The following is a 22,218-nucleotide window of genomic DNA, read 5'->3' as shown; positions in this document are numbered from 1 at the left end:
TTAGTTATTGAATGTAACAGCAATACCCATTTTCAGTACCATCGGATTCAACGGATAATGGGCCAGAGAGAAATAGTTAGGATCAGCAAACTTGCTGCTCAGGTTATACGCCATCACAAAGAAACGGGCCTGTTTCAGGTGGAAATTCACATACGCATTGACCAAAGGATAATTACCTACTTTTACTTCATCCTGAACCTGGAACTGTTGGGTGGCCGGTTCGTAATAAGGAGCGTAGTAAGCCGTGTTATAATACACATTGGCTCCCAATTGAACGGTCAGTACTTTTGCCAGCTTAACTGCCAGATACATGTTCGAGTAAGCGCTTATCGATGGAAGAGGAAGTACACTTTTATCACTGCTTAATTGCCAGCAAACTTCATTTTCCCATCCGAAAGCACGGAAACGGAAGTCTTGTTTGATACGTGCACTGACAACCTGCAAGTTGCTTCCATGCTGTACCGGGAATCCTTCCTTATTGAAATAAATATAATTCTGGATACTTTCTACACCCGCTTTTAATGTCGTCTTTGAAGATTCCAGATAAACTTCACCTCCCGCATAGATTTGCTGGGTCATGTTAAAGCCGGGATTGTCCCACCAGAAGTACCGGGAATGATTATGGCGCAGGTAGAAAGCCGGTGTTGTATTCTTGATGTAAGCGTCTGCTTTGATAACGGCATCTTTATTGAATAACTTGAAACGGGTTTGCAAATCTCCGGTCACGCGAAACTCACCTACATCACTACCAACCATACATAGTTCACCTCGTGCATTATAAGTCAGGATACTACCCTGGCGTTTGGAAAGTTCCGCTCCGACATAGGTGGAGAACTCATCATAAATCTCTGCTGTGGGTAAATTCTTCAGGTCGATATTGTCTACAGAGAAGTAAGGGCCTCGGCCGTATTCGCCGTAGTCGAGTCCTTCTATCCTTGGCTCCAGTTTGAACCTGCGTTTTTCCAACCTGACGAAAGCGGTCAGACCGAATTTCACCCAGTCCTGAAAACCTTCCCGTAACGAAAGGCCGATCGTATTTTTCAGATTCCATGCAGATGTCTGATCGTTGAGTGCAGCCCCTAATCCATAGATACGCGGGAAACGCAAACCGTTATCATCGACCACATAGGACGAATCCATCAGTGCCGTGTTGTCAGCGATGAACCGGCGGCGGTTATCTTCATAATCGATCGTATGGATAATACTGGATATCGGCACAAACACTTCCTTCGGGTTCCCTTCTTCATCCGTTTCTTCCAGTTCACGTGTGAAACCGAGATTGTATCGTTGCGTCAGGAAATAGCGTTTTCCACGTACACGGTTCCATGCATTTGTCAGATAACGGATATCATACGATTTGGTATCGGACGGACGTCCTTCCGGGAAATATTCGTCCGGATGGTTGATGGTAGAATCGTTTTCCAACCCTCCGTTCTCATAATTTACAAAGTTAAAGTTGCTTAGCGAAGCATGCAATTCATAACGGTCGGTTTGGTAACTGCCGAAGAAGCGATAGCTTAATAGTTTGTTACCATTATTTTTATAATGTCCGCGGCCATAGATATAGTCGATATCGGCACCCACATTGATCTTCTTGCCGAAGTTCATGGTCATTGTCCCTTTCAACTGTTCTTCCTTGTTCGTGCTACCGCCGGCAGTGGTGTACATAACGTTGGTGTAAGGGATTTTTGTGTTGTAGAAATAGGCGTTTTCAGGTGTCGTGATATAATAATCATATGCATCGGCAAAGATGAAATCACGTGCTTCCTGTCGTTCGGTGAATATTTTGGTTTGTGCCGGAGAGCCCAGGTTTGCCAGGTAGCCGACGGCAAGCGATTTACTTTCCACCAATGTCGAATTACTGAAATTCAGTTTATTCGTATCCATAGGTGCTACATACGGTTCACCCAGAAAGGGAGTGAGCCGATAGGCTGTAATGCGTTTGGATTTCAAAGCGGCACTATCAGCAACCAGCAGACTGTCCGGTATATCTTTCTGCGATGATGTCAGGTTCGACAGGGAGAAGCCGCCACGTCTTCCTCCACCTCTCTGATCTGCCCGGCCTCCTTCGCGTTGTGCCTGAACGGTTACGGCAGATACTATCAGCAACAATAATATGTATAAGCAATGCTTCATGGGTTGCAAAGATAAAACAAAAGGGCATTTCTACGAAAGAAACGCCCCTCTTTATATTCTTTTTGCAAGATTACATTTTCTGTATGATCTCCATGCCTTTCTTTATGGCCGCTTCGTTCATCGGGATCAGCTTGTGGTGACGTTCGGGCAGGGACTTCTTCAGACCCAGCAACACGTTTTCAAGTTGTACCATCGGAACGATCTTCAGCAGACCGCCGAGAATAAGCATGTTGAATGCTTTTTCATTCTTCATTTCCGTGGCTGCATCCATCGCGTCCACACGATAAACGCTGATATCGGTACGTTTTACCGGTGTATGGATACCATAGCCGTCGTAGATCAGGATACCACCCGGTTTCACTTTGCTTTCGAACTTATCCATAGACGGTTGGTTCAGGATGATAGCGATGTCATATTCGTTCAGGATCGGGGAGCTGATCGGGTCGTCGCTCAGGATTACTGTTACATTGGCTGTACCACCGCGTTGTTCGGGTCCGTATGAAGGCATCCAGGTAACTTCCTTGCCTTCCATCAAGCCTGAATAAGCAAGTATCTTACCCATCGACAGAACACCTTGTCCACCAAAGCCTGCTATAATTATTTCTTGTTTCATGTCGTTTTTGTATTTACTTATTCTTTGTTCTTTAAGTCTCCCAGCGGATAGAACGGGAACATGTTCTCTTCCATCCATTTATTTGATTTCTCAGGAGTCATCTTCCAACCGGATGAACAGGTGGAAACGAATTCGACAACTGAAGTCCCTTTGCCTGCCATTGAGTTTTCAAAAGCTTTGCGAAGCATCTTTTTGGCTTTGCGAACGGCGGCGGCAGTCTGTACGCTCTGGCGGGTAACCAGGCAAGTACCTTCCAGCTGAGCCAGCAGATCGCCGATCTTCAGCGGATAGCCGTTCAGGGCGATGTTACGTCCGTAAGGGCAAGTCGCTGTCGGCATGCCTTCCAGTGTAGTAGGCGCCATCTGACCTCCGGTCATACCGTAGATTGCATTGTTCACGAATACGATCACGATGTTTTCGCCGCGGTTGGCAGCATGGATGGTTTCGGCTGTACCGATAGCGGCCAGGTCGCCGTCGCCCTGGTAAGTGAAGACCATCTTTTCCGGATTCAGGCGTTTGATCGCTGTTGCGATGGCAGGTGCACGTCCGTGAGCAGCTTCTTCCCAGTCGATATCCAGGTAGTTATATGCGAATACGGCGCAACCCACCGGGGAGACACCGATTGTTTTTTCTTCCATTCCCATTTCGGCGATCACTTCAGCGATCAGCTTGTGTATCACACCGTGGCTGCAACCGGGACAGTAGTGCATGGGATTGTCGTTCATCAATTCCGGCTTTGTATAGACCAGATTCTCCGGTTTAATTATTTCGTTGAGTTCCATAATTGTTGCTTAATTAACTAATAAATCTCAGTAGATATTGAACAAGTCTGAAGCATATGGCAGCCCCTCCGCAATAGAGGAATACATGGCGATCGTCGACTGCAAAATAGCAAACGATCGCTGCTGCTGCCAATACCATGAACAGGATTGTCAATATGCTGTCTGTTTTACTTCCGCGTATCATAGAAATTAAAATAACTTTTCTTTTAACGCATTCAGTACTTCATCCGGAGTAAACACGATACCACCCAGGCGGCCGAAGTGTTCAACCTTTACTTTTCCGTTAACAGCCAGGCGGATATCTTCCACCATCTGGCCGGCATTCAATTCGACAGAAAGCATACCTTTTACCTTATCGGCATAAGCGGCAATCGCTTTTGTCGGGAACGGCCACAACGTGATCGGACGTAACAACCCGAGTTTGATGCCTTCTCCACGTGCGATCTCTACCACTTTCTGGCAGATACGGGCAGAAGAACCGAAAGCAACCAGTAGATATTCTGCGTCGTCGCACTGGAACTCTTCGTAGCGTACTTCGTTTTCTTCAATCTTGCGGTATTTAGCCTGGAAACGAAGGTTGTTTTCTTCCATCTTCGCCGGATCGAGTTCCAGTGAAGTGATCACATTGGCTTTACGATTTTTCGTTTTACCTTGTACAGCCCACGGGCATTCGGCGATGATCTCTTCTTCTGTCTTACGCGGACGGAAAGGAGGCATAACCACTTTTTCCATCATCTGGCCGATGATACCGTCGGCAAGGATAATAGCTGGATTGCAATATTTGAAAGCGAGGTCGAATCCTAATCCGACAAAGTCAGCCATTTCTTGTACGGAAGAAGGAGCGAGGGTGATCAGGCGATAGTCGCCGTGTCCGCCACCTTTCACTGTCTGGAAATAGTCTGCCTGGCTCGGCTGGATCGTTCCCAGACCGGGACCGCCACGCATTACGTTTACAATTAAACAAGGCAGTTCGGCACCTGCGATATAAGAAATACCTTCCTGTTTCAGGCTGACACCAGGACTGGAAGATGAAGTCATTACACGTTTGCCTGTACCGGCACCACCATACACCATGTTGATAGCTGCTACTTCACTTTCGGCTTGCAGTACTACCATTCCGGTTGTTTCCCACGGCATTTCGGCCATCAGGGTTTCCAGGATCTCCGACTGCGGAGTGATAGGATATCCGAAGTATCCGTCTACACCGTAGCGTATAGCTGCATGGGCGACGACTTCGTTTCCCTTCATTAATTTTATCTCTTCTGCCATATTTGTTTTATATTTTTACTTTGTAGATGGTTAAACAGCCGTCGGGACAAACCAATCCGCAACTGGCGCAACCGATGCAAGCATCAGGGTTTTTCATGTACACATAATGGTACCCTTTGTTGTTTACTTCACGCGGGTGTAATTCCAGTACATCGCTGGGGCAGGCAACTACACATAAGTTGCACCCTTTGCAGCGTTCCTGGTTAACAACGACCGCTCCTTTTATCTTTGCCATAGTATAACTAATTATGTTTTATGTCGTGTAAGACCTACAAAGTTAAGAACTAATGTTATAAAAACAAGGGTTGTTTTGTTTTTTAGTTGACGGATGGCTGTCGGAAGGTGACAGTTTAATAATTTACACATTGATTTTTAAACTGTCGCTTGCCGACTTCCAATAGTCGGTTATCGCTTGTTAATTATCCTGTTATCACTTGTCTGTTGCTGAATCCAGTCCGTACCGTTTCATTTTGTTGAATAGTGTTTTCCGGCTGATATTGAGTGCTTCGGCAGTCAGTGTCCGGTTGAAACTATGTTTCCGGAGCGTTTCGAGTATCAGTTCTTTTTCTATTTGCGCATTGATCTCCCGGATACTGTTTCCGCCGCTTCCTGCTACGGATTGTTCCTCTGCCAGTTCGTATCCTTTCACCCGGTCGGGCAGGTGTTCGGGACGGATCGTACCGTCGGTACACAGTATCATGGCACTTTGTACGGCATTCTCGAGGTCGCGGACATTGCCGGGCCAGCCGTAAGAGCCGAGCAACTTCACGGCTTCCGGTGTAATGGATTGTACGTCGAGGCTCAATGTCCGGTTATATTTGCGGATAAAGAAATTGGTCAGCAGCGGAATGTCCTCTTTCCGTTCGCGAAGTGGCGGGAGGATAAGGGTAAAAACGTTCAGGCGGTAGAGAAGGTCGAGACGGAAACGGCCGTCTTTCACTTCATCGTCCAGGTTGCGGTTGGTAGCTGCTACGATACGGACATCTACGGGGATTGCCTTCTTCCCTCCTATACGGGTGATTTTTCGTTCTTCCAATACGCGGAGTAGTTTCACCTGGGCATCCAAAGGCAGTTCGCCTATTTCATCCAGGAAAAGAGTTCCGCCGTCTGCCTGCTCGAAAGTTCCAGCCTTGGCCTCTTTGGCATCCGTAAAGGCACCCCGTTCATGGCCGAACAGTTCACTTTCCATCAATGTAAGCGGAATAGCTCCGCAGTTGATGGCAACGAACGGGCCGTTAGCACGCAGGCTATTGGTATGGATGGCACGGGCGATCAGTTCTTTACCTGTACCGCTTTCTCCGTGGATCAGGACGGTGGCATTCGTTTCAGCTACCCGGCGGACCTGTATCATGGTTTGCCTGAGTCCGGTATTTTCTCCGATAACGGAGCTTTGTTTCTCTCCCAGTGTCTTCTTCAGCGTCGATAGTTCACCTTTCATCCGGCTGTGTTCAACGGCACGGCCTACAGTGAGCACCAGCTTGTCGTTATCGAACGGCTTTTCGATAAAATCGTAAGCTCCTTTCTTAACGGCATCGACGGCCAGGGAGATGGAACCGAAGGCCGTAACGAACAGGACGACCTGGTTGGGGGAAATACGTTTGATCTCTTCCAATGCTTCCACACCTGTCAGTACCGGCATCTGCTGGTCCAGCAAGATCACATCGGGGTGGAAGGAGAGAAGTGCCTCTACCGCTTCCCGTCCGTTTTCGACGGGCATGACTTCGTATCCCTCGTCTGTCAGCAGGCGGGCGATCATTTTACGGATGCGCGGCTCATCGTCGGCTACTACTATTTTTGCTTTCATATACGTTGCGGTAGTTTTATGTTTATGCAAGTGCCTTTGCCCGGCGTACTTTTTACCTCGATCTCGCCTTCATGGCGTTTCACGATGCCGTAGCAAATGGCTAATCCTAATCCGGTCCCTTCTTCTTTTGTCGTGAAGAACGGGTTGAATACATTCTCGATGTCTTTCTGTTCGATCCCTTTTCCGGTATCCTCGAACGAGACGATCAGATAACGGGAATGCGTATTGATCGGTGCTCCCTTTTCTATACTTATTATTAATGTACGCGAGTGGCCGGAAGAATTTTTGCTCATGGCCTCGACTGCATTTAGAATAATGTTCAGGAAGACCTGTTTCAGTTGTTCCGTGTCAGCCTGTAGGGTCGTATTGTCGGTGAAGTATTCGAACTCTACTTCGATATCCTGTTTACGTAAAGTGTTTGTCACCAGCAAAAGCGTCTGGTTGATCAGTTGCTCGATGTTTACCTCCGATGTGTTCAACTCCGACGGACGGGCGAACGACAGCAAGCCTTGTACGATCTTATTGATACGTTCCACTTCCGAGATCAGTTCATCCATCATCTCTTTTTTGGTCGGGTCGGCATTGAAATCCTTACTCAGATACTGGATCGTACTGCGGATGGCTGTCAGCGGGTTCCGTATCTCATGGGCGGCACCGGCAGCCAGTTCTCCCAAAGTTGCCAGACGATCTGTGCGGTACATCTTTTTCAGGCGTTCGGTCTGTATCTCGTACAGCGAAGCATGTTCGATGGCAAAAGTCGCCTGGTTGATCAGGATGGAAAGCAATTTCAGTTCCTGTGGGGTGAAAACGGTTCCGTCGGTTTTCTTTCCGATAAAGATCGTTCCGTTTATCTGGTTCATCACCTTTAGCGGGAAGATCAGTTCTGCGCCCAGTTGACGTACTATTTCCTGTTCTTCCGGAGGGAAGTAAGCGATGATATCCGGATGTTCGGACACGGTCAGATGTTTTTCGTTTACCGATAGCCAGCTGGTCAGGCGGCTTCGTTTGGTCAGGGTCACCGGTTTGTTCTTTGCTTCGTTCTGTTGTTTGTATTTCCCGGTGTTCTCATCCAGAAGGAAAATATAGATACTCTCGACAGGGCATATTTGTTTCACTTTGGCGGCGATGTTGCCGATAAGCAATTGTTTGTCGACAATCAACGTAAGTGACTGGTTGAACTCTGAAAGCAATTGTTCCAGATTGGGTTGCGCGGGTCGTTCGTTCTTTCTGAATAGTGGCATGTTGTTTCTGATCTTTGTACAAAAGTATAAAAAACAGATGAATTTGCCGGACGGTTACATAGAATAATGATTTCGTCCGGCAACATGGAGCTGTTTCAGAAGCATGTATACCCCGGTTTATCGCCCATTTCGAGTAAAAGTACCCCGCCGGCAGTTATTGCGGTAAAGGGGATTCGCGGCTGTTTCAATTCTTTGCCGTTCAGGTATGCTTTCTGGATATAGATATTTTCTTTTGAGTTGTTACGGGCTTCGATCGTGAAAGTCTTCCCTTTATAATAATCCGGATCCAGATGGATGGTTACTTTGTTGAAGAGCGGACTGGTCAGTTCCAGTTCCGGCCGTAGGGAAGCACCTCCGTTCATTTCGAACAGGCCGAGGGCACTCATCACATACCAGCCGCCCATCTGTCCTTCGTCTTCATCACCTTCCCAGCCATGATAGGGAGTCGAACCGTAGAAACTATCCAGGATGGCACGCGACCATTTCTGTGCCAGCCACGGTTTGCCGGAATAGTTGAACAGGAACGGCGTACACATATTGACCTCATTCCCCTGGTTGATATAAAATTCGGCTGCCTGCCCCATCGTACGGTCGAAGACGTGAGCAGCGAACTTATGCTTTTCCGATTTGATAAAACCTTCTTCCAGGCGGCTGTTGAAAAGATCTTTCCCCAGCAGATCGACCAATCCCGGAATATCATGCGGTACATACCAGGAGTATTGCCAGCTGTTCCCTTCGATAAACCCATTGTTGGAGAATACGTTGAAGTCGGGATCCCAATTGCCGAGACTGTCCCGCTGCATGACAAACTTCTTCTCCGGATGAAATACATTCTTATAGTTCATGGAACGTGCCAGCAATGCTTTTCCCTCTTTTTTCTTTCCGAGGGCAAAGGCAAGCTGGGCGACGCACCAGTCGTCGTAAGCATAATCGAGTGTTTTGGATACAACGCCCATTTCCATCGGCATATAACCATACTTAATGTAAACATCCAGTAAAGGATTGCCGCAACTACCGCCGCAGGGATGGTTGATACCCGTCTCCGTTACATTTTTTATGACGGCTTTGTAAATGTCTTCTCCGTCTTTGCGTATCCCTTTCTGGTAAGCCGCCACCATCAGCGCAGTTTCGTGCGAACCTTCCATGATCCCCGAATATTCCAAGCCTGCCGGACCTTTGCTTGTCCATCCCGTGTGTTTGAACATTTCGAGCTGGGTGGTTACCCAATCGTCAACGATGCGAGGGGAGATGATCGACCAAAGGCCGTTCAGGTTCCAGAAACTGTTCCAGAAAGCATCGCCACCGTACATATTGCCGTGATCCAGTTGCTGTACGTTTTCGCAGGCATCGCGGTATTGGCCGTTCACATCGTTCCAGGTTTGTTTTCCGGCATAAGCGCGGTAGAGGTTGGTATAGAACTTTGTTTTATCCACTTCGTTCTGTCCTTCTATCTCTATTTTCCCAAGCAGTTTGTTCCATTTGGTACGGGTTTGCGCTGCTACACGGTCGAAGTCATATTCTAGGGGAGCCAGTTCCGCTTCCATATTTAAACGGGCTTGCTCGATGCTGACCAGCGACAGGCCGGTAGAGACGGTGATGCTTTCTCCTTCTTTCGTAGTGTAAAGGGCATAGACTCCGATGTCGTTTTTGCCGGAGATGGCTTGTATATCATCGACTTCTTTCCCCTCATTCCAGCCGTTCAGCCGGGAAAACGGTTTACTGAAGCGAATGATGAAATGCAGCTTATAATCATTCCACCTGCTCCATGATCCGGATTGGCAGTCGGCATAACCTTCCAACTCCGTGTCGCTTACCCGGGTGATGCAGGCATCTTTTACGCTGAATCCGTAATCCCATTCGGTAGGGAACAGAAGGTCTATCAATATCCTTGACTCCTTTCTTTCGGGAAAGGTGTACCGGTGGATACCGCAACGAGTAGTGGCGGAAAGTTCGGCTTTCACTTCATGGTCGTATAAATAAACGGAATAATATCCCGGCGAAGCCTTTTCCGTTTCTTTCAGGATACGGGAATGATACCCTGCGTTTGCTCCCTTGTAGGGAGAGTCGGAAGACGGATTCGACAGGGCTAGATCGGCTGTTGTCGGCATAATCATCAGTCCGCCCATTGTCCAGGCATGCAGATGGCTGAAACCGGAAATGCTGTTGATGGCGTATTCGTATCCGCCCATCCAGACATTTCCCTGATTGTCCGGTCCGAGTTGTACCATCCCGAACGGCTCCTGGGCATAAGGCCCCAGCATCCACCGGGAGTTGGATGTTCCGATAAACATATCCACGTAGTCGACAGGTTCTTTGGCCGTTGCAGAAGCCAGCGTGGTAAGGAACGTGAGAGATAAGAATATGTTACGTGCTACTTTTCTTATATTCATGGCATTACTTATTTATTTCAGATAGGCAAAGGTATGAGTTTTCTCTTATTTAGGATTATAACTTTCTGATGAATAGGTTGTATTATCTTCTGATGTATAGCAAATGGGTAAATAATTACCCAATTTGGGTAAAGATAAAGGCGGTTACCCATGAGTAAAATCTTACCCATTTCAGCGAGGCGCGTATAATCAGTCTGTTATGATTTTGGCACGCCGTTTGCCTTACTATATGTGAATATATAAATAAAAGAAGATAATTGGGTAATCTATTACCCGGAAAGACTTAATTCGATATAGTATGAAAAGAAAATTACTGGTATCTCTGTTAATGGGATTTGCTTTGGCAGGGCATGCTGAAACGGAAACGCCCCGGATGATTACTTACGATGAAGCGATTCGTATCGCATTGGGTGAGAGTTATACGGTGAAATATTATAAGGAAGACATGGATGCCACCCGCTATTCTTATCTTTACACAAAGGCACAGTTCAAACCGTTGCTTAATTTCGATTTCTTTACGCCTTCATGGACGGAAGGGCTGACGGAAATCTCGCAAGCCAACGGTCTGCCGGTTTATAACTCCACCGGTTCCCTGCAGGTGGGAGGGAATCTGAACTTTACCTATGTATTACCCACCGGAGGTAATTTTGCCCTCAGCTCTAAAATGTATTGGGAGAATTACCGGACTACGCTTTCACAACAGGATTATGAGGAACTGGAACGCGACCAGGTGTACAGCCGTTTCGCCCTCTCTTTCAACCAGCCCATCTTTACAGCCAATAAGCTGAAAGAGAATATGAAGGTGGCGGAACTGGATTATAAGAAAAGTACCTGTTATTTCACCCGTGTGCAGATGAATATAGTATATAATGTAACGGAGAGCTTTTATACTGTATATAAACTGGCGTACGAACATAAGATCAACCAGGACCGTTTGGTCAATTCCCGTGAGGCTTATCGCATCACCAAGCTGAAACAGGAAACGGGTAATCTTCCCGAAGGGGAAATGTTGATTGCCGAGATTACCGTAGCGCAGGACGAGGCCCGTGTAATGGAGAGCGAAGGAAAGCTATCTACTGCTAAAGACCAATTTAAGCTATTGATCGGTTTACCTCTCGGGGAGGAGATCGATTTGAAAGCAGAGATGGAGTTCGAGGCTTTTATTGTCGATATGCAGCAGGCCATCGACGAGGCATTGCGCAACCGTATGGAGATCAAGGAAAACAATCTCGATATCGAGTTGCAGGCCATCGAAGTGAAACGTGCTAAACGGGAACGGGAGTTTAAGGGGAATATATCCGCTTACTATGATTTTACCGGATTAAGTACGCGCAGCGACGGTACGGTCGGTCAGCTGGTCGGTTCTTCGTTTGACAATATGCGCGACCGTCCTGCAAACCGTGGGATTGCCCTGACTGTCTCTTATCCGCTTCTGGACTGGGGACGTGCCAGAAATCAGGTCCGCCGCGAACAAGTCCGCCTGAAACAACGCAAACTGGATCTTGACAATACCGAACGTACTATCGAACAGGAGATACGTGAGATTGTCCGTAGCGTGTATGAGGCCGAGAAGCGTTACCGCATCAACCGCCGGAACCAGGAGGTTGCCATACAGAGTTACCGGATCAGCCAGATGCGTTTTGAAAACGGCGATATGACGAGCCAGGAACTTTCCATCGAACAGGAGCGTCTTTCGCAGGTGCAGTTGGCTTACATCGACAGTTATATCACTTACCGCTTATCGGTAGCTGACCTGAACCGTAAGACGATGTATGACTTTGAACATAACCGCAGTTTCCTGCCTGAATCGTAGGAAAGCTGTTTTTAGTTAGTAGTATGATATATAATTGAATACAGTTTCCTCGTAGTTTCCTGCTTTGGAAACTCCAGTTTCCTGCCTGGGGAACTCCGGTTTCCTGCGGAGGAAATTACAGTTTCCTGCCGAAGAAACTCCAGTTTCCATTGCAGGAAATTAAAAGAAACTTAGGAACGAAATTGAAATAACTAATAATAAGAAGAACAAATGAACGAACACATGAAAAGTTTTATCACGGTACTGCTGGTCATTTTACTGATGCCCTTTACCGTCCGGGCGGAAGGTGACAGCGAAGCAGCCTTGTTACTCGACCTGAAGAAGACACGTGCCGACTATGAAGTAGCGAAACAGAAGTTTCAGAACGACACGAAGTTGTATAATGAGAAAGCCATCTCCGCTAATGATTTCAACCGTTCGAAGAATGAGCTGCTGAGTAAGGAAGTGGATTATCAGAAGCTGATCCTGAAGCTGATCTCGCAACAGAGTTACATCACGGTGGAACGTGCCGTGAAATATCAAGACCAGCGTGGCGAACGCAAGGTAAAGATCACCCTGAAAAGTGCGCTGGAAGGGAATGAAGAGTATCTGAGCCAGTTCAAAGAACATTTCGATGTTTTTACGCCCGAGATGCGTTCCGGTAAAATATATAATATATATGTATCGCTGGTCGATAACGAATCGAAGACGATTATCGGTTCGCCGTACGAGTACCGTGTGCCGTTTATCGAACTGGGAAAGGTGGCGACTGCCGATTTTGAATTGCTGAAAGATGCGGAGAACCTTACGGTGTCGTTGAACTACAATAACCGCAAGGATGAGAAGAATATCTATCTGAAGAAAGATGCCAGTGTGAATGTGATCGATATTTCCTCCATGCAGTTCAGCCAGGAAGCGGACCTGAGCAGTAAGGCCACGTATGATCTGACACTCGAACGCTTCTCTACTTCGGACGATGTATATCGTTTGGAAGTACTCGACCTGCCGCGTCAGATCACTTACGACTTTATGGACGGAGAAAGTAAAGTGACCCAGATCAAATTTGCGCAGGGCGTAAACATAAAGAAGTTATCTTTGCAGGTATATTTACCTGACCGCGACGACCAGCAAGTAGTGATTGACAAACCGATCAAGTTCCAGGTTCAGACTGTTTCTGCCTCTAACGGCGAGAAGGCCGGTAACGAAAATCTGGAGATCATCCCTCGCGGAAAAGGAAAGATCGAAGTGCGTGCAAACAACCTCTACCACGAAACAACCGTAGGAAAAGAAGTGACAATGGATGTGACCGTACGTAACGGTGGTAGCCGTCGCCTGGATAACATCAAGCTGACTGCCGAGAGGCCTTTGGGTTGGGATACCCGCATCGAACCGGATGTGATCAGCAGTCTGGAACCGGAAAAGGAAATGACCGTACAGGTAACCATCATCCCGCCGAAAGACGGTGGAGTAGGTGCCCAGGAAGTAAAGATCAAGACGGAAGCCATGGCGGATAACCGCAAGGTGGATACAGAGGATAAGACAGTCCGCATCCAGGTTAACGCCGCTACATCTATCTTCGGAACAATCTTCTTAATCCTGTTGCTAATTGGCTTTGTAGGCGGAATTGTCTGGTTCGGGATGAAGCTTAGTAAACGGTAAGTTATAAAGATTTGAGCCTATCCGGGCATAGGGCATCAATTATAAATGGGACATGCTTGGTTACAGGTTTATTTGCCGTCTGCTTTAGCTGACGGACTGGTAAATGATCTATCTCTTGGACTTTAGTCCTATTTTAAACAGTCTCTCTATTTAAGAGGAATGTGGCTAAAGCCGAAGAAGAGAAACAATTTGTAAACCGTCGGTTAAAACCGACGGCAAATGAACCTGTAATGGTTAAGTCACTTAAGTAGAAATAAAATAATAATAACAATATAAATAAGAACACTATGTTACAAGCAATCGATTTAACAAAGAGATACGAAGACGGCAACCTGGCTTTGGATGCCTTGAATCTGGAAATTAAACCGGGAGAAATTTTCTTCCTGTTGGGAGCTAACGGTGCCGGAAAGACCACCTCCATCAATATCTTCCTGAACTTTATCGAACCGACTTCGGGCCATGCCCTGATCGACGGTATCGACGTGATGGAGAATCCGTTGGAAACCAAGAATCATGTCGCTTTCGTTTCTGAAAACGTCATGCTGTACGGTAACTTCACCGCCCGTCAGAATCTCGATTTCTTTGCCCGCCTGGGAGGGAAGACGAATCTGACAAAAGACGATTATTATAACGTCATGCGCCGTGTCGGACTTCAGGAAGAAGCCTTCGAACGCAAGTTGAAAACCTTCTCCAAAGGTATGCGCCAGAAAGTAGGTCTTGCCATCGCTATCATCAAAGATGCCAACAACATCGTCATGGACGAACCGACTACCGGACTCGATCCCAAGAGTGCTGCCGAGCTGATGCAGATATTGATCAACCTGCGCAATGCCGGTAAAAGTATCCTGATGTGCACCCACGACCTCTTCCGTGCCAAAGCGGTGGCCGACCGTGTCGGTATTATGAAGGAAGGGCGTCTTGTCATGCTCCGTAGCCGGGAAGAGTTCCTTCAGGATGATCTGGAACGGATCTATCTGGATTATATGCAGGAAGCTATTTTAGAATAAGAGTACAAACTGTCTAATACGATAAATAATATGATTTGGTTAATAGCAAAGAAAGATTTCCTGCTGAACTTGTTGTCAGTCAGGTTTATTATAGGGTTTGTGCTCTGCCTCCTGGTGATCCCGTTTACGATCATCGTCAGTGTGGATAATTACGAGAACCAGGTTCGCGTCTATAAGATCGAACAGGCGCAGGCGGATCGGGAATTGAAAGAGAGCCGGGTGTGGTCGGCGGTACGTCCTACCATCGTACAGGAGCCTGAACCTCTGAGTATTTTTAGTACGGGTATAATGACGAATGTGGGAAACAAGGTAAAGATCGCCTTCTGGGAATATCCGTTGTTTCCTTCGGGCCATACGATTACCCGTGATAATCCGTCGTTGAATGCCTTCTTCTCGATAGACTTTTCAAAGGTAATTGCTATCCTTATTTCGTTGTTGGCACTTGTCTTTTCGTACGATGCCATCACCCGCGAACGGGAAGACGGGACGATGAAACTGACATTTACCGGACAGGTGAGCCGTATTTCCTTCCTGATGGGTAAGTTGTTGGGACTGTTGCTGATATTGCTTCCTATATTGTTGTTCTGTTATCTGTTGGCCTGCCTGATTATCGTGGTCAATCCGGGAATATCCTTTTCTGCATCCGATTGGGGCGGAGTGGCATTGCTTTTCCTGACATCTGTTATTTATATGATGGTATTTCTTTTGTTGGGTATGTTTATCTCCAGCAGGGTCACGCATTCGTCATCATCCATCATCATTAGCTTGCTGTGCTGGATCTGGTTTCTTTTCCTCATGCCTAATATTGCCACTTATCTTTCTCAGAGTATCTCTAAAGCACCTCTGTATGATAATGTACAGGCAGCGATGAATAATTATGATGACACGTATTATAAAGAATATGGGGAAGAATGGCCGCGTGCAGCCCAACGGGTCAATATGCGTGGGTTGAGTTATAATAATTGTAATGGAGATGGTGTGGAATATCTGGAACTGGCAGGAGGACCGCGCGAAACTCCCTTATTCCATCAGCAAATGCAGATTTGGTCAACCCCTGTCATGTTGAATAATGCGGATAAGAAGTGGGCTTTGCAACGCGATTACCTGGATGGACTGATGCGGCAGCAACATTTGCAACAGGTTATTGCCTGGTTGTCTCCTTCCGAATTGTTTGGCCAGGCAACAGATGCTTTGTGTCATACCAATGCGAATAGTTTCCTGAAATATATGGAGAGTCTTCGCAATTACCGGGAGAGCCTTATTACTTATTTCAAGGATCATAAGTTGTTTGAATCTATCTCTTACTTTACGGGACAGAAACTGGAGGATTTTCCTACCCGTGCCGAATTGGATGCAGGAGATCAAGATGCCCATAGGAGATATGAAAGGGGAAACAGTGAATTTCCATATCTGGATACCAGCGGTGTACCTCGTTATGTCCCTCAGCCGGTAGCACTTTCTGCTGCTTTGGGCGATGCATTGGGACGCTTATGTGCCTTGCTGGGGTTGGCGATCGTATTGTTGGTCGGAACAATCGTGTCGTTTATGAAATATGATGTCAGATAATAAATAATTACAGTTATGTTTACAACTTTATATATACGGGAATTGCAGAACTACTTATATAGTCTGCGTTTTCAGGTTTCTTTTGTAATTGTTGTGCTAGTCTTTAGTTTGGGAAGTGTTTCATTTGTTTCTTCTTTTAAAGGTATGCACGATAATTACGCCAAATACAACCAGGCTCAACAGGAGTCATTGGCTAAACGTGCCGAGAATGTGTCGAAGGTAGCGACTCAACCGAGTAGTTTTGTGACTTCTCCGCGTGAAAACAGTGTAATTGCAGATTGTAAAGAGAGCTATTTGCCTAACCGTATCGAATATAGTGCTTACAATGTGTTCGGTTATTCGGTGCGTCACGATAGCAACAATCCGTTATTAAGCCGTGGGGACAGCCTGAGCTGGTCGTTTATCGTCTCTATGTTTCTGAGTTTTATCACGTTGCTTTTTGCTTTTGATGCGATATCGGGCGAGAAGGAGGAGAGGACGTTGGCACTGGTCTTTTCCAATGCTGTGCCGCGGCGTACTTTCCTGTGCAGTAAATTGCTCAGTATCGTTACGATCGTGGGAATGATGGAGTTGGTCGGTATAATAATCAGTTTGCTTATTCTGGCTGTTTCGGGACAGGTGCAGCTGAACGGAAGCTTTTTGATGGAGACGGGCGGGTTTGTGTTGATCAGTCTGTTGTTTATCACTACTTTCGCAGTATTCGGTCTGTTATCGTCGGTCGTAACGCGTTATTCCAATATCAGTCTGCTCATATCTCTTTGCTTTTGGTTGTTTGCTGCGGTTATTATTCCTAATACATCTGTGTTCTGGGCAAAAAAACTATTCGGCATACCGGCTTCAGAAGAGGTAGACCGTAAGCGCCGGGAAGCGAGTGACGACATTAATCGTAATGCGCCTCCGGGCAGTTGGTCGTCCAATGGTGGCGATGCGTTTTTCCCTCGCCATGAGTTACGTGCAAAGAACCAGACAAACCTGATGAATAACGATAAAAAGTTTAATGATGCCTATTATTTGCAGCAGTTCCGTCAGTTCGAGCAGACCCGTAATTTTACGTTGCTTTCGCCGATTGCCCAGTTCGATTATATGAATGAAGCTTTCCTGGGAGGCGGTTACCTGCGTTTTCAGAAGAACTGGAATGACCTGCATGCTTTTCAGGAACGGTTCCTGCAATGGTTTAAAGATATAGATGCGAATGATTCAGGTAGTCCGCACTGGTATAATCCTTATGAAGATTATTCAACCAGTAAAAAGTCCGTCGCTGTAGACCAGATTCCGCAATATCAGGAACAGATTGCATCGTTCGGCCAGCGTATCGAATTTATCAGCGGATACCTGATTGCTATGATAATAACAATTGCTGTCCTGTTTATGGCTTGTTTTTATTTCTTTACAAGATATGATGTAAGGTAATAACTGTCTAAATTTTGTACATCAGTGTCTAATAATTGGACATATTAGGATTTGTGTATAATGTTTATGTGTTTGATAAATAGGTGTTTGTATATTTTGGCACGCCATTTGCAATATAAATGGCGTTGCCGGATATACAATAAGCAAAACCGGGCAACTGTCCACTATCGGACATGTCTGGTTTATTCAATGTTTCTAATTATCAGATAGATACGATTCTGGCATGTTATTTGCTAATAAATAAGGTGAAAAGATAAACAATACTAAGAATATGTGTGTTTTCAACATGAAGGGAGCAACTCTGGCGAACTGCTCCCTTCTATGACCTTGAATAAGGTTAACATAATTGATGAGGTTCTCTTTGGCGAGAGAACAAGCTCTTCCTTGTGCGTGAGCATAGGGAAGAGATTTTTTTAAGCTTTAGCTCCTTTCATGGATAATTTTTCAAGAAAATAGACGATAGCGAATCCGAAGATCATTAATCCGACTGCTTCCCATACCAGTTGGTTGGGTAAGATATTTGCTTCTACTAACGGTTTGATTACTCCGTGGCTGTCGGTATATGTCTCAATCGTCTCTTTCCACGGCCATACTTTATTCAGCGAACCCAGCATAAAACCGGCCAGTACCGAAATGGTCGTATCATGAAACCGGCGCAAGGCAAAAGAAAGTACACGGGAGAAAGAGGTAATACCTATGGCTGCTCCACAGATAAATACGAGCATGACCGGTATATTGAAAGTCTTTACCGCTTCCATAATATAGAAGTACTTCCCTAATAAGACCAGGATAAAACTACCGGAAATACCGGGAAGGATCATGGCACAGATCGCTATGGCCCCGCAAAGGAATATGAAAAATAAATTAGTCGGAGTCTCTGCCGGTGTGGCAACAGTTATATAGTACGCAATGACGGCTCCGATAATAAAACTCAGTATTGTTTTCCAGTTCCATTGCTTGATATCTTTTGAAACGAACCAGGTAGAAGCCAGTACTAAACCGAAGAAGAATGCCCATACGAGGATCGGATGCGTAACCAGCAACCAGGTAATGATCTTTGCCAGCGAAAAGATACTGATAGCAATGCCGGCAACGATAGCCAACAGGAAATTCGCATTTATCGCTTTCCAGAATGAGGCGATCTTACCGGTGAAAAGTAACTTCAGGCTTGCTCCGTTGATACTCTTGATCGAATCGATCAGTTCTTCATAAATACCAACAATAAAGGCAATCGTACCGCCTGATACACCGGGTACAACATCGGCTGCGCCCATTCCCATGCCTTTCAAAAGTAGGAGACCGTAGTCTTTTAGATTTCTGTCCATTAGTTGTTATTGTCTTTGTTATTGAGGAATTCCTTCGTCAGATCTTCCGGTGGGATATGTTTTCCCATCAGTTGCTGCTCTACATCACTGAAATCGATACCGGATTCTTCCAGGTATTTTACCAGTTCTTTCGGAGATGTCTGGCTGAAGTGTTCACCGAAATGCTTCATGTCGCCCTTTGCCAGGTAAGCCATAGCCATATGAAGGTGCATATAAGGTAACTCCGGATTGACGGCGTATACTTTATTATAATATTTGAGTGCCTTGTCGATATCTCCTTTCATATACAGGTACTGACCTGCATGGAAAAGACTTTCGTAATCTTCGGGCTGATAGTTCTCTCCTTTATCCAGGACATTGAACAGACGTTCGGTGGTCTCTATAGCCAGCTTGTCTTCTCCGTTTTCCACATAGGTCAGAGCCAGTAAAGAGAGTATCCGAACATTGTTGGGGAACAGTTCGATTGCTTTGTTGAGCGTCTTGGACGCTTCTTTGTCGCGTTCTGTCTCAGCACAACACCGGATAAAGTTGATGTAGGCAGCCGGTTCGTTGGAGGTTGCCTTTTTACCGATAATGTCTTTCAGTAAATTATATGCTCCTTCGAAATCCTCGAGTTTGATATAGCATTCAGCCATAAGCGGTTTGATACGTTCTGCTATTTCGGTAGTGGCATCGATCTCCTGATAAACCTCCAATGCCTTTTCATAATTCTCATTCATGTAGAGGCAGTATGCTTTCAGTATTTTCAGCTCCGGGTCCGAGTCATCGCAGGTTAGTGCGAAGTCGAATGCTTCGATTGCTTTCTCAAATTCCGATTTGATCGAATACAGGCGTCCGAGCGTGAACCAGGATTCGTAGGAGTAGGGTTCTTTATCGATCAGTTCGTTACACATACTGATCGCTCCGTCGATATCTCCTTTCATCTCCATGTTATAGCATAGCTCATCTTTCAGAGTGAGGTTGTCAGGGAACAGATCGATGCCGCGTCGTATGAAATCGTGCGCTTCGTTCGTCATTTCCATATCACTCAGAAGGGGAGCGGTGTATTCGAATATAGTCTCCAGATATTCGCAATCAGATTCGATCAGCCTTTCCGTATATTCGATCAGTTTATCATACCGGTCGAGCATGCAGTAACATTCCAATCGCAATAAGTCGAGGTCCTGGTTGTCTGTTTCAGCGATTGAATCGATCAAAGCCAATGCACTCTCATAGTCTTCATTATAGACGTAAAGCTTGCATTGTCTGAACTGTAAATCTGTATTACCGGGATGAAGCTTTAACCCTAAGGTTAAAACTTCATCGAAATATTCATAATTATCCGATTCTTCAAAGCTGCCCAACAGTTCATCGATTTCATCTGCATCGAAATAGGGCTCTTTTCCCATTTCGCGGGCAGACAAATAACGTTGTAACAAGCGTGAGATATCATCTTTTTTCATAGGGAATAATTTAATTGGCACATTGTTAAGCCTTGTCCTTAACCTTGCTCCAGGTATCTTTCAGAGATACGGTACGGTTGAAGACGAGCTTTTCCGGTGTAGAGTCTTTGTCTACATTAAAATAACCGATACGCTGGAATTGTAAATAATCTAATGGTTTGGCATTTGCCAGATATTTTTCAACGTAGCAGTTTGTCAATACTTTCAGAGAGTCCGGATTGATGATCTCTTTCATGGCGTCCAGTACGGAGCAATCTTTTGCTTCGCGGATAGCAGCCAGTTCATCGCGGGGATTCTCGACTTTCCACAGACGGTCGTACAGACGGACTTCTGCCGGCAAACTATGTGCACAGCTCAACCAGTGTAAAGTACCTTTCACCTTCCGATTGCTGTCCGGCATACCGCTCTTGGTGTTCGGGTCGTATTCGCAATAAACTTCTACCACTTCACCAGCATCGTTTTTCTTACAGCCTGTACATTTTACGATGTATGCATTCTTCAGACGTACTTCCTGTCCGGGAGTCATACGGAAGAATTTCTTCGGAGCATCTTCCATGAAGTCCTCTTTTTCTATCCATAATTCGCGGCTGAATTCGATGATATGGCTGCCTGCTTCCGGATCTTCCGGATTGTTGATGGCTTCCATCTCTTCTACTTGTCCTTCCGGATAGTTGGTAATAATCAGCTTTACCGGATCGAGCACAGCGGATACACGTGTGGCACGGGCGTTCAGGTCTTCACGAACGGCACTTTCCAGCAAGGCAAATTCATTCAGGGCATCGTAGGTGGTATATCCGATCTTATCGACGAATTTGCGGATAGATTCGGGGGAATAACCACGACGGCGGAATGCACAAATAGTCGGCATACGGGGATCGTCCCAACCGTCGACCAACTTCTCTTTTACCAACGTAAGCAGGTTACGCTTACTCATTAATGTATAGCTCAGATTCAACTTGTTGAACTCGGTCTGACGGGGACGGTTGTCGTCCAAATCTTTACCTTCTTTCAACCAGTCGATGAACAGGTCGTATAACGGGCGGTGTACCACAAATTCCAGGGTACAGAGTGAATGCGTAACACCTTCGAAGAAGTCGCTCTGTCCGTGTGCAAAGTCGTACATCGGATAGACTTTCCATTTGTCACCTGTGCGATGGTGATGTGCGGTCCTTAATACGCGATAAATAATCGGATCGCGGAAGTGCATATTCGGATTAGCCATGTCAATTTTGGCACGCAACACCATGGCTCCGTCTTCTACCTCTCCGTCAGTCATTTTCTGAAACAAAGTCAGGTTTTCCTCGATAGGACGGTTACGATACGGACTATCGATACCCGGCTGGGTAGGAGTTCCTTTCTGCTGGGCGATAACTTCCGAACTTTGCTCGTCGATATAGGCTTTTCCTTCCTCGATCAGACGGATGGCAAAATCCCACAATTGCTGGAAATAGTCGGATGCGTAATAGATGTTACCCCAATGGAATCCAAGCCATTCTATATCTTCCTTGATTGCATCGACATATTCTGTATCTTCTTTTACAGGGTTCGTGTCGTCGAAACGAAGGTTACAAACTCCGTTATAACGTTCTGCAATACCGAAATCCAGACAGATTGCTTTGGCGTGTCCTATATGCAAATAACCGTTTGGTTCAGGTGGAAAACGAGTTTGTATGCGTCCGCCATTCTTTCCTTCTGCCAGGTCTTTTTCAACATTTGCTTCAATAAAATTCAGGCTCTTTTTGCCTTCTTCTTCGTTCGTTTTGATATCGCTCATATCTGTTA

16 protein-coding genes are annotated in these 22,218 nt (G+C 46.0%); 5 read left to right on the top strand and 11 right to left on the bottom strand.

The genetic code is table 11. From position 1 onward, the window contains the following. The 8 genes from DWX23_RS10435 to DWX23_RS10400 form a co-directional block, all read right to left on the bottom strand. Positions 1-2,136 (bottom strand): putative porin, encoded by a 2,136-nt coding sequence (locus tag DWX23_RS10435; protein ID WP_122351580.1) that lies wholly within the window; start codon positions 2,134-2,136, stop codon positions 1-3. Positions 2,137-2,206: 70 nt separating this feature from the next. Continuing rightward, positions 2,207-2,749, bottom strand: coding sequence for a 2-oxoacid:acceptor oxidoreductase family protein (locus tag DWX23_RS10430; RefSeq protein ID WP_122351579.1), 543 nt, complete (start codon positions 2,747-2,749; stop codon positions 2,207-2,209). A 17-nt stretch (positions 2,750-2,766) separates the two neighbouring features. Further along, positions 2,767-3,531 (bottom strand): thiamine pyrophosphate-dependent enzyme, encoded by a 765-nt coding sequence (locus tag DWX23_RS10425; protein ID WP_122351578.1) that lies wholly within the window; start codon positions 3,529-3,531, stop codon positions 2,767-2,769. A 189-nt stretch (positions 3,532-3,720) separates the two neighbouring features. Next, a complete protein-coding gene (locus DWX23_RS10420; protein ID WP_122351577.1) occupies positions 3,721-4,800 on the bottom strand; it encodes a 3-methyl-2-oxobutanoate dehydrogenase subunit VorB in 1,080 nt (359 codons plus the stop codon). Between the two features lie 7 nt (positions 4,801-4,807). Continuing rightward, the gene (locus tag DWX23_RS10415; RefSeq protein ID WP_007653280.1) at positions 4,808-5,035 is read right to left on the bottom strand and encodes a ferredoxin family protein; all 228 of its coding nucleotides are present in this window, start codon (positions 5,033-5,035) and stop codon (positions 4,808-4,810) included. Positions 5,036-5,230: 195 nt separating this feature from the next. Then, positions 5,231-6,604, bottom strand: coding sequence for a sigma-54 dependent transcriptional regulator (locus tag DWX23_RS10410; protein WP_122374456.1), 1,374 nt, complete (start codon positions 6,602-6,604; stop codon positions 5,231-5,233). Next, entirely contained in the window at positions 6,601-7,845 is a 1,245-nt protein-coding gene (locus DWX23_RS10405) for a GAF domain-containing sensor histidine kinase (protein WP_122351575.1), read from the bottom strand. Before DWX23_RS10405 ends, DWX23_RS10410 begins: the two co-directional genes overlap by 4 nt. A gap of 95 nt (positions 7,846-7,940) precedes the next feature. Then, the gene (locus tag DWX23_RS10400) at positions 7,941-10,235 is read right to left on the bottom strand and encodes a GH92 family glycosyl hydrolase (protein WP_122374455.1); all 2,295 of its coding nucleotides are present in this window, start codon (positions 10,233-10,235) and stop codon (positions 7,941-7,943) included. A gap of 298 nt (positions 10,236-10,533) precedes the next feature. Between DWX23_RS10400 and DWX23_RS10395 the strand changes: the two genes are divergently transcribed. The 5 genes from DWX23_RS10395 to DWX23_RS10375 all read left to right on the top strand — a co-directional run bounded on the left by DWX23_RS10395 (position 10,534) and on the right by DWX23_RS10375 (position 17,669). Continuing rightward, positions 10,534-12,048: a TolC family protein gene (locus DWX23_RS10395; protein WP_122374454.1), complete on the top strand. Its 1,515-nt coding sequence runs from the start codon at positions 10,534-10,536 to the stop codon at positions 12,046-12,048. Between the two features lie 222 nt (positions 12,049-12,270). Next, on the top strand, positions 12,271-13,686 hold the full coding sequence (locus DWX23_RS10390) for an NEW3 domain-containing protein (RefSeq protein ID WP_233564238.1): 1,416 nt from the start codon (positions 12,271-12,273) through the stop codon (positions 13,684-13,686). A gap of 287 nt (positions 13,687-13,973) precedes the next feature. After that, a complete protein-coding gene (locus DWX23_RS10385) occupies positions 13,974-14,693 on the top strand; it encodes an ABC transporter ATP-binding protein (RefSeq protein ID WP_122351571.1) in 720 nt (239 codons plus the stop codon). 30 nt (positions 14,694-14,723) lie between these two features. Further along, positions 14,724-16,259 (top strand): ABC transporter permease subunit, encoded by a 1,536-nt coding sequence (locus DWX23_RS10380; protein WP_122374453.1) that lies wholly within the window; start codon positions 14,724-14,726, stop codon positions 16,257-16,259. 15 nt (positions 16,260-16,274) lie between these two features. Beyond that, the gene (locus DWX23_RS10375) at positions 16,275-17,669 is read left to right on the top strand and encodes an ABC transporter permease (protein ID WP_122351569.1); all 1,395 of its coding nucleotides are present in this window, start codon (positions 16,275-16,277) and stop codon (positions 17,667-17,669) included. Positions 17,670-18,082: 413 nt separating this feature from the next. Here the strand turns inward: DWX23_RS10375 and DWX23_RS10370 are convergent, their stop codons facing one another. The 3 genes from DWX23_RS10370 to DWX23_RS10360 are packed head-to-tail and all read right to left on the bottom strand — an operon-like array spanning position 18,083 to position 22,210. Next, positions 18,083-18,994: a DUF368 domain-containing protein gene (locus DWX23_RS10370; RefSeq protein ID WP_122374452.1), complete on the bottom strand. Its 912-nt coding sequence runs from the start codon at positions 18,992-18,994 to the stop codon at positions 18,083-18,085. Next, entirely contained in the window at positions 18,994-20,436 is a 1,443-nt protein-coding gene (locus DWX23_RS10365; RefSeq protein ID WP_122351567.1) for a tetratricopeptide repeat protein, read from the bottom strand. Before DWX23_RS10365 ends, DWX23_RS10370 begins: the two co-directional genes overlap by 1 nt. 25 nt (positions 20,437-20,461) lie before the next feature. Then, positions 20,462-22,210, bottom strand: coding sequence for a glutamine--tRNA ligase/YqeY domain fusion protein (locus DWX23_RS10360; RefSeq protein WP_122374451.1), 1,749 nt, complete (start codon positions 22,208-22,210; stop codon positions 20,462-20,464). Between the last annotated feature and the right edge of the window lie 8 nt (positions 22,211-22,218).

The sequence above is a fragment of the Parabacteroides sp. AF18-52 genome (assembly GCF_003479145.1).
Classification (GTDB): domain Bacteria; phylum Bacteroidota; class Bacteroidia; order Bacteroidales; family Tannerellaceae; genus Parabacteroides; species Parabacteroides faecis.
The sequence above is the reverse complement of the archived record's forward strand: the minus strand, read 5'-3'. Positions and strand labels throughout refer to the sequence as shown.

Excerpts from the sequence above, each read along its gene's own strand:
- DWX23_RS10380 (WP_122374453.1), top strand. The coding sequence starts at position 14,724 with ATGATTTGGTTAATAGCAAAGAAAGATTTCCTGCTGAACTTGTTGTCA.
- DWX23_RS10400 (WP_122374455.1), bottom strand. The coding sequence starts at position 10,235 with ATGAATATAAGAAAAGTAGCACGTAACATATTCTTATCTCTCACGTTC.
- DWX23_RS10410 (WP_122374456.1), bottom strand. The coding sequence starts at position 6,604 with ATGAAAGCAAAAATAGTAGTAGCCGACGATGAGCCGCGCATCCGTAAA.
- DWX23_RS10390 (WP_233564238.1), top strand. The coding sequence starts at position 12,271 with ATGAAAAGTTTTATCACGGTACTGCTGGTCATTTTACTGATGCCCTTT.
- DWX23_RS10435 (WP_122351580.1), bottom strand. The coding sequence starts at position 2,136 with ATGAAGCATTGCTTATACATATTATTGTTGCTGATAGTATCTGCCGTA.
- DWX23_RS10425 (WP_122351578.1), bottom strand. The coding sequence starts at position 3,531 with ATGGAACTCAACGAAATAATTAAACCGGAGAATCTGGTCTATACAAAG.
- DWX23_RS10365 (WP_122351567.1), bottom strand. The coding sequence starts at position 20,436 with ATGAAAAAAGATGATATCTCACGCTTGTTACAACGTTATTTGTCTGCC.
- DWX23_RS10405 (WP_122351575.1), bottom strand. The coding sequence starts at position 7,845 with ATGCCACTATTCAGAAAGAACGAACGACCCGCGCAACCCAATCTGGAA.
- DWX23_RS10385 (WP_122351571.1), top strand. The coding sequence starts at position 13,974 with ATGTTACAAGCAATCGATTTAACAAAGAGATACGAAGACGGCAACCTG.
- DWX23_RS10370 (WP_122374452.1), bottom strand. The coding sequence starts at position 18,994 with ATGGACAGAAATCTAAAAGACTACGGTCTCCTACTTTTGAAAGGCATG.
- DWX23_RS10420 (WP_122351577.1), bottom strand. The coding sequence starts at position 4,800 with ATGGCAGAAGAGATAAAATTAATGAAGGGAAACGAAGTCGTCGCCCAT.
- DWX23_RS10360 (WP_122374451.1), bottom strand. The coding sequence starts at position 22,210 with ATGAGCGATATCAAAACGAACGAAGAAGAAGGCAAAAAGAGCCTGAAT.
- DWX23_RS10430 (WP_122351579.1), bottom strand. The coding sequence starts at position 2,749 with ATGAAACAAGAAATAATTATAGCAGGCTTTGGTGGACAAGGTGTTCTG.
- DWX23_RS10375 (WP_122351569.1), top strand. The coding sequence starts at position 16,275 with ATGTTTACAACTTTATATATACGGGAATTGCAGAACTACTTATATAGT.
- DWX23_RS10415 (WP_007653280.1), bottom strand. The coding sequence starts at position 5,035 with ATGGCAAAGATAAAAGGAGCGGTCGTTGTTAACCAGGAACGCTGCAAA.
- DWX23_RS10395 (WP_122374454.1), top strand. The coding sequence starts at position 10,534 with ATGAAAAGAAAATTACTGGTATCTCTGTTAATGGGATTTGCTTTGGCA.